The organism is Polaribacter sp. (genome assembly GCF_965656025.1).
Lineage (GTDB): Bacteria > Bacteroidota > Bacteroidia > Flavobacteriales > Flavobacteriaceae > Polaribacter.
Genome location: NZ_CBFHJT010000095.1, coordinates 1 through 8328, shown reverse-complemented (window position 1 = coordinate 8328; position 8328 = coordinate 1). Strand labels below are relative to the sequence as shown.

General features: G+C 31.4%; 7 protein-coding genes and 1 tRNA gene. 5 read left to right on the top strand and 3 right to left on the bottom strand.

The annotated features are described in order from the left end of the window. Positions 1 to 310: 310 nt before the first annotated feature. Positions 311 to 1699 (top strand): phosphoglucosamine mutase, encoded by a 1389-nt coding sequence (gene glmM, locus ACTG3S_RS13500; protein WP_439129864.1) that lies wholly within the window; start codon positions 311 to 313, stop codon positions 1697 to 1699. Between the two features lie 10 nt (positions 1700 to 1709). Beyond that, positions 1710 to 3176 (top strand): aminotransferase class V-fold PLP-dependent enzyme, encoded by a 1467-nt coding sequence (locus ACTG3S_RS13495; RefSeq protein WP_439129863.1) that lies wholly within the window; start codon positions 1710 to 1712, stop codon positions 3174 to 3176. Between the two features lie 4 nt (positions 3177 to 3180). On the opposite strand, the gene ACTG3S_RS13490 is transcribed toward ACTG3S_RS13495, so the two are convergent. Beyond that, complete coding sequence (locus tag ACTG3S_RS13490) at positions 3181 to 4071, bottom strand: lysophospholipid acyltransferase family protein (protein WP_439129862.1); 891 nt, start codon at positions 4069 to 4071, stop codon at positions 3181 to 3183. Positions 4072 to 4154: 83 nt separating this feature from the next. Between ACTG3S_RS13490 and ACTG3S_RS13485 the strand changes: the two genes are divergently transcribed. Continuing rightward, positions 4155 to 4811: a rhomboid family intramembrane serine protease gene (locus tag ACTG3S_RS13485; protein WP_439129861.1), complete on the top strand. Its 657-nt coding sequence runs from the start codon at positions 4155 to 4157 to the stop codon at positions 4809 to 4811. 48 nt (positions 4812 to 4859) lie between these two features. Here ACTG3S_RS13485 and ACTG3S_RS13480 read toward each other — a convergent pair. Further along, positions 4860 to 4932, bottom strand: a tRNA-Gly gene (locus ACTG3S_RS13480). Between the two features lie 654 nt (positions 4933 to 5586). Further along, entirely contained in the window at positions 5587 to 6045 is a 459-nt protein-coding gene (locus ACTG3S_RS13475) for a winged helix-turn-helix transcriptional regulator (RefSeq protein ID WP_439129860.1), read from the bottom strand. A gap of 156 nt (positions 6046 to 6201) precedes the next feature. Between ACTG3S_RS13475 and ACTG3S_RS13470 the strand changes: the two genes are divergently transcribed. Together ACTG3S_RS13470 and ACTG3S_RS13465 are read left to right on the top strand one after the other, a co-directional pair. Continuing rightward, positions 6202 to 7089, top strand: coding sequence for a nuclear transport factor 2 family protein (locus ACTG3S_RS13470; protein WP_439129859.1), 888 nt, complete (start codon positions 6202 to 6204; stop codon positions 7087 to 7089). Positions 7090 to 7100: 11 nt separating this feature from the next. Beyond that, positions 7101 to 7970, top strand: a complete 870-nt coding sequence (locus tag ACTG3S_RS13465) for an SDR family oxidoreductase (protein WP_439129858.1) — start codon at positions 7101 to 7103, stop codon at positions 7968 to 7970. Positions 7971 to 8328 lie beyond the last annotated feature (358 nt).

Here is an 8328-nt window from a genome sequence, read left to right as displayed (position 1 = left end):
TAAAATTTCTTAAACCCGATACAATTTTGTATCGGGTTTTTTATTTGTGCTGTTCTAGATTCTGCACCTTTAAAATCAAAATCTAAATACAAATCATTAATAATTTATACTTTTTTTTTGGCGTTACCAAGCTTTAGGCTTGGTCAGGCTTTCCACTAAATCTTTTTTTCGCTCCTCAAAAAAAGATATCGTTCCAATCCTTAACGCAAACCAACTAAATAAGTACAAGCAACTTACACTTACTACTTGTTAATTTATTTTAAAGACTCATTTAATAGAATTATCTTTGTTTCCAAACCTAAAAAAAAGTATGACATTAATAAAATCAATATCAGGAATTAGAGGAACCATTGGTGGAAATATAGGCGATAATTTAACCCCAATTGACGCTGTAAAATTTGCTGCTGCTTATGGAGCTTTTATCAAAAAAAGAAACCCAAACAAAACCCAATTAATAGTAGTTATTGGTAGAGATGCTCGTATTTCTGGAAAAATGATTTCTAGCTTAGTCGCTAATACTCTAGTAGGTTTAGGCATAGATGTTATTGATTTAGGCTTGTCTACAACACCAACAGTAGAAGTTGCAGTGCCTTTAGAAAATGCTGATGGAGGTATTATTTTAACGGCTTCTCACAACCCAAAACAATGGAATGCCCTAAAGTTACTCAATGAAAAAGGAGAATTCTTAAATGGTGAAGATGGAGAGCAAATTTTAACCTTAGCAGAAAGTGAAACTATTGAATTTGCAGAAGTTGATGATTTAGGAGAATATTCAAAAGATAACACCTATTTACACAAACACATTCAAGAAGTTTTAAATCTTGATTTAGTGGATGTTGATGCCATTAAAGCAGCCAATTTTAAAGTAGTAGTTGATGGTGTAAACTCAACAGGCGGTTTATTTATTCCTGCTTTATTAAAGGAATTAAATGTTGAATGTGTAGAGTTGTATTGTACACCAAATGGACAATTTCCTCACAATCCTGAACCTTTAAAAGAGCACTTAACAGCTATTTCTGAATTAGTAGTTAAAGAAAAAGCTGATTTTGGTATTGTGGTAGATCCAGATGTTGATAGGCTGGCTATCGTTTCTGAAGATGGTTCTATGTTTGGAGAAGAATATACTTTGGTAGCCTGTGCAGATTATGTATTAGGAAAATTAGGTGGTGGTAATACTGTGTCAAATTTATCATCCTCAAGAGCGTTAAGAGATGTTACTCAAAAACATGGTGGAACCTATACTGCATCTGCAGTTGGTGAAGTAAATGTAGTTATCAAAATGAAAGAAACCAATACAGTAATTGGAGGAGAAGGTAATGGAGGTATTATTTACCCAGCTTCACATTATGGGCGTGATTCTTTGGTGGGTGTTGCGTTATTTTTGTCTTATTTAGCCAATAAAAAAATATCTTGTAAAGCGTTAAGAGATTCGTATCCAAGTTATTTTATGAGTAAAAATAAAATTACATTAACACCACAGATAGATGTAGATAACATTTTAGAAACCATGGCTACAAAATATGCTAATGAAGATGTTAATATTATAGATGGTGTAAAAATAGATTTTGCAGATGAGTGGATTCATTTAAGAAAATCGAATACAGAACCCATAATTAGAATTTATACAGAAGCAAAATCGCAAAAAGCTGCAGATGATTTAGCAACAAGATTTATAGCAGAAATAAAAGAACTTATTTAATTGTGCTTATATGAATTTAGAAAAGTATTTTAATCAATTTAGAGAACATATAGTCGGTATCAATCAAACTTTTACATCTCCTTATGGAGTGCAAAAATTAATTTATACAGATTGGACTGCCAGTGGTAGACTTTATAGACCTATTGAAGAAAAAATGCTTGATAAATTCGGTCCTTTTGTAGCAAATACGCATACAGAAACATCTACTTCCGGTGCAGCAATGACGTTAGCTTATCACGAAGCTAGAAAAATTATAAAACGACATGTAAATGCCAATGATAATGATGTTTTAATTACATCTGGTTCAGGTATGACAGGTGTTGTTAATAAATTCCAGCGTATTTTAGGACTTAAAGTATCAGAGAATTTAAAAAATCATACAACTATTCCAGAAGATTTAAAACCCATTGTATTTATCTCTCACATGGAACATCACTCTAACCAAACCTCTTGGTTAGAAACTATTGCAGATGTAGAAGTGGTGCCTTGCAATGCAGAAGGTTTAATTTGTTTAGAAAATTTTGAAAAATGTATCAAAAAATACGAGCATCGTAAAATTAAAATAGCTTCTATAACCTCTTGTTCTAACGTTACAGGCATAAAAACACCTTATCATAAAGTAGCAAAATTAATACACAGTTATAATGGTTTATGTTTTGTAGATTTTGCCTGTTGTGCACCTTACGTGAGTATTAATATGCACCCAGAAAATGAAGAGGAATATTTAGATGCTATTTTCTTTTCTCCTCATAAATTTTTAGGAGGACCTGGGTCTTCAGGTGTATTAATTTTTAATAAAAAGTTATATAAAAATACCATTCCAGATAATCCTGGAGGTGGTACTGTAAGTTATACAAATCCTTGGGGGCAACATGATTATTTTGATGATGTAGAAACTAGAGAGGATGGAGGAACACCTGCATTTTTACAAACCATTAGAGTTGCTTTGGCTATTCAGTTAAAAGAACAAATGGGCGTAAAAAATATAAAAAATAGAGAAGATGAAATTAACAAGGTAATTTTTAAAACTCTAGAAAATTTAGAAGGCGTTAAAATTTTAGCACCAAATCATAAAAAAAGATTGAGTATTTTTTCTTTCTATTTCGAAAAATATCATTTTAATTTGGTGGTAAAATTGTTAAACGATCGTTTTGGAATTCAAACCAGAGGTGGATGTTCTTGTGCAGGAACTTACGGGCATTTTTTACTAAACGTAGACCAAGAAACTTCTAACAAAATTAAAGATCAAATTTTACATGGTTGCAATACAGAAAAACCAGGTTGGGTTCGTTTGTCTGTGCATCCAACAATTACTAATGATGAATTAGAGTTTGTTTGTAATGCGTTAATAGAATTGTCTAAAAATATAGAAACTTGGGCTAAAGATTACGAATATCATTCTATTAAAAATGATTATGCCCATAAGTCTATTGCACCCATTGAGCATTCTTTGGTAAAAGACTGGTTTGGTTTATAATATCTTATAGAAATTCAGCAGGAACTTTATCTCTATGTTTAAATCTTTTATGAGACCATAAATAAAACTCTGGTTGCTCTAAAATATTTTTTTCTGTTAACTCAGTATAAATATCTGTTACATTGTAATTTTCAAACTCTTTCGGTTTGTCAGTTACAAGTTGAAATTCTATCTCATAATATCCTCTTTTTACTTTTTTTGCAACATAATTTATTACTACTAAATCAAAACGTTTAGAAAGCATTTCTGCACCTGTGTGAACAGGTACTTTTATGTTGAAAAATTCTCGCCAATAATAAGTTTTATGGGGTTGTGGTGATTGATCACTTAATAAAATGTAAGCTCCTTTTTTTTGATTAGAAAACCGTTGTTTCATTCCTTTAATCATGTCTGAAGTTTTGTAACCTCTAACTCCAAATTTTTCTCTAGAAGATCTAACATATTTCTCAAAATACTTATTATTTAACTTCGTATATGCACCCAATACATCAATATTTAAAACCAAAGCCAAACTTGTAGACCACTCCCAATTTGCTTGGTGTGCACCCACTAAAGCAATGCTTTTACCTTCGGCAGCATATTTATTTACCAGTTCAGGATTTTTATAAGTATATCTTTTTAAAATTTCTTTTTCAGAAATAGAAAAGGCTTTTACGCTTTCCATTAATAAATCCATTAAATGTTTAAAGAATTTTTTTCTAATACGTAGTAATTCTTCTTCAGGTTTGTCAGGAAAAGCAAGTTGTAAATTTTCTAAAACAACTTTTTTTCGATAACCAATAACATAGTAAATCAAAAAGAAGAAAATATCAGATTTTATATATAAGATTCTCATAGGAAGTCTCGATAAAATCCAGATGATAGGATAAGTAAAGGCAAAAACAATAAACTGCATATTCTGATTTTGATTTTGCAAATATCGTATATAAATTTAAAACGAAAAGAGATATAGTAAACGGATTTTATTATGTTTGTGATATGATAGGAAACATAAATCAAGCAGTTTTGTTAATAATTGTAGCCAATGTTTTGGTTTCAATGAAAGGATTTAACGATTACTCTTTTTTAAATAAATATAAATTTCAAGTAAGCAGTATTTTGTCTGGCGAAAAAATTAGAATGCTTACTTCTGGTTTTTTACATGTAGATTGGATTCACCTTGGGTTTAATATGTATACTTTGTATTTATTTGGAAGAATTGTTTCTAGTATGCTAGGAACCCCTTATTTTTTAATCATTTATTTTGGTAGCCTGTTAGCTGGTAGTTTATATTCTTTAAAATATCATAAAAAAGAACCCTATTATAGTGCTGTTGGTGCTTCTGGAGCAGTTTCTGGTATAGTATATTCTTCTATATTATTATATCCAGGCATGAGCTTGTATTTGTTTTTTATACCAATTGCAATTCCAGGTTATATATTTGGTTTAGGTTACTTACTATATTCTATTTACGGAATGAAAAAACAAGTAGGCAATATTGGGCATGCAGCACATTTAGGTGGTGCTATGGGTGGTTTTGTACTTACATTAATTTTAAACCCCAATTTAATAGTAACTAATAAACTTATGGTTATTCTATTAGTAATTCCTATTGTTTTGTTATTACTTTTTGGTGATAAATTAAATAAAAACTAATTTTTAAGCATAAAAAAAAGACTCTATTATTGCTAATAAAGTCTTTTGAGCGAAAGACCAGGTTCGAACTGGCGACATTCAGCTTGGAAGGCTGACGCTCTACCAACTGAGCTACTTTCGCGTGGTATAGAGGTACAAATATAAAATGTTTTTTAACTTCTACAATGATTTTTTTTACAAAAAATAATCACTCTTTCGATTGCGCTAATAATGAAAGACTTACAACTTAGTATTTATTGAGAGACTTTAAATAATATTTTAAAATTAATTTATGGGACCTCATTAAAGTAAAAAAATATTGATAAATCAGTAGAAAAAGTTGGTTGCGTATAATTTAATTTTTGTGTAAAATCGTGCACTGTATCGTGTACTTTTTGTGAAAGCAAGAAAAAAGTAGGCATAAAAAAACGAATTGTAAAACACAATTCGTTGATTTAATTAACTTTAAGTTTGTAGCGAGGAGCAGATTTGAACTGCCGACCTCAGGGTTATGAATTCAAGTTAAAGTACTAATATATAACAAGTTACCCTTTTATATTTTAAAATTGTGTTCAAAAATGTGTTCAGTTTAAACCTGATTATTAATATCATTTTGTTGGCACAATTTAGCAAAATTTAGAACAAAAATTTTTTTTATGAAAGTTATTTTTGTGTTTTCATAAGTGACTGTAATTAATTGCTTAATTTTTAGTCAACCTATTTCAGTAAAGTTCAGGGTTTTATGTACGGACTTTTTAGATTATTACTGACCTTAATTATATAGATTATATTTGAGTTAAGAACCAAAACCGCTATTTTTTATATATGTTGTTGTAGTTAGTTTTTCTCTATATTTTTGTTCAATATCTTTTCCAAATTCCACTTTATCCGTTCGCAATAATTCCATTCCTTTTCCATTTACGATAGTTGGGTTCAAATCTCTTAAATGGGTATCGCTCCATATTCCTAATTCAATAATTATTGGTGTCAATGCCAATCCTTTCTCTGTTAAAAGATAAATATTCGATTTTTTATTATCAGGAAGTTTTGTTTTTACAATAATCCCAAATTCTTCTAACTGTTTAAGTTTTGTAGTAAGTATATTCGTTGCAATACTTTCATCACTTTCTGTAAAGTCTTTAAAAGTTTGCTTGTTCTCTATAAGCATCTGTTTCACAATAACCATTATCCATTTGTCTCCCAAAACGTCTAAAGCTGATGTAAAAGGGCAATTGCATCTAAATTTTGTTTCCATTCTCTTTTGTTCCTCTTTTATCTAGCAAAGATAGTAAAATATAGTTTTTTACTTGCAAAATGAAATTAATATCAAGTTTTACTTGCTTTTTAAAAGTAATGTTGTAATTTTACTTGCGAAATACAAGTAATAATTATTAATATAAAAATGAAATCAATGAAAAAGGTAATCACGGTATTTGTGTTGGCAGGCATTCTTGCTTCCTGTAACACAAAAAAAATAAATTCTACAAGCGAGAATAATCAATCAAAAACAAAGAAAATGAACAACAAAGAAATTGTAGGCACTTTCTTGGGTGCAGTAGCTAAACAAGACGCTGAAACAATGCGAAAATTCGCCAATGCTGACTATATACAGCACAATCCATTCGTTCCAACAGGACTTGAACCGTTTATTGGTTTATTGCCAGTTTTAAAAGAAAATGGAACGTATGCTGAAAACGTTCGCCTATTTCAAGATGGTAACTATGTATTTATGCACAACATTTGGCGTAATGCGAAACCATTTGGTGCAGATGAAATGGTGGCATTTGATATTATACGTGTAGATGAAAACGGAAAAGTAGCCGAGCATTGGGATGCTATGACCGTTTTAGAAAAAGAAACTGCAAGTGGAAGAACACAAACCGATGGACCAACAACTGTTGAAGGTTTAGATAAAACCGAGGCAAACAAAGCCTTGGCAGTTTCCCTTATTGAAGACGTTTTAATGGGTAAAAATCCAAGTAAGATTGTTGACTACATCAGTTCCGAAGAGTACCATCAACACAACCCACAAATTAAAGACGGATTGACGGGCATAGTTCAAGCAGTAGAATATCTCACTTCTCAAAACAATATGTTTAAATACACCAAAATCCATAAAGTGTTGGGTGAAGGTAATTTCGTTCTTACCGTAAGCGAAGGTGAATGGAATGGTGGCAAGAAACACGCTTTTTATGATTTGTTCAGAATGAAAGACGGTAAAATCGTAGAACATTGGGACGTGATTCAAGAAATACCTACAGAAGGATTGGCACACAATAACGGAATGTTTGGATTTTAAAAACAATAAGAATGAAAAATATAATCATTACAGGAAGTAGTAGCGGATTTGGTTTAAAAGCAACTAAAGACTTTGCAGATAAAGGCTATCAGGTGTTTGCTACAATGCGAAACCCAAAAGGCAAAAATGCACAAGTTAAAACAGAACTTGAAGCCTATTCATCTCATATTAAAGTTGTTGATATGGATGTTACGAATGATGTTTCGGTAAAAGAAGCGATGGCAAGTATTCTTGAAAAAGCAAAAAATATTGATATTTTAATCAATAATGCTGGCATAATGTACCTTGGTATAACCGAAGCTTTTAGCGTTGAGCAATCTCGTTTTCAAATGGAAACCAACTATTTTGGTGCAATAAGAACCACACAAGCAGTTTTACCAAGTATGCGTAAGGCAGGTTCGGGCTTAATTATAAATACTTCTTCTTTAGTTGGTCGTATGTCTCCACCTTTTTTTGGAACTTACACAGCTACAAAACACGCTTTAGAAGGTTACGCTCAAGCATTGCGTTATGAAGTTTCCCCTTTTGGTGTAGATGTTGTTATGGTAGAACCTGGGCCGTTTGGAACAGGACTTTTGGCATCTGGTCAAGTTCCTGCACATTCTGAAGTTTTGGAATCTTATGGCGAACTGGCAGGTGTTCCTAATGCTATGGGCGAAAATTTTGCTCAAATGTTGCAAAGCGAAGATGCACCAAACCCACAATGGGTAGTGGATGCATATTTGAAATTAGCCGAAACTCCTTTTGGCAGTCGTCCAACTCGAACAGTTGTAGGAATAACTTGGGGTGTTGACAAAATAAATGAGTTGACTCAACCTATTCAGGATAATGTACTTAAAGAAATGCAAATCGATTCGGTACTTGGTGGTGTTTCGGCATAACCATTTTATTTTCAAATAGTTTTATAAAATCACAAGGGTTTCAGTTCTTGTGATTTTTCTTTTGAGTACGGATTTTTCAAAATTGTTGCCAACGTTTATGTGTAAGAAAAGTTGTGTATTTTAATCAATAAAGTTACCAAATAAAACACAAACCAAGAAAATCCGCGAGGATTTTCGTAAGTAGGCAATAAGCCAGCAATAAATTATATATGGCTTAAGTTTACAATTCATTAAATTTAATAATTAATCAGAAAGAATAAAAGAGAGGAATAAGATTAATATATACGGTGAAACCTAGATTTCGTCAACACTGATAATCCCCTCTCTTTTTCTACTTAAATTTCGTTCAGTTCTATGA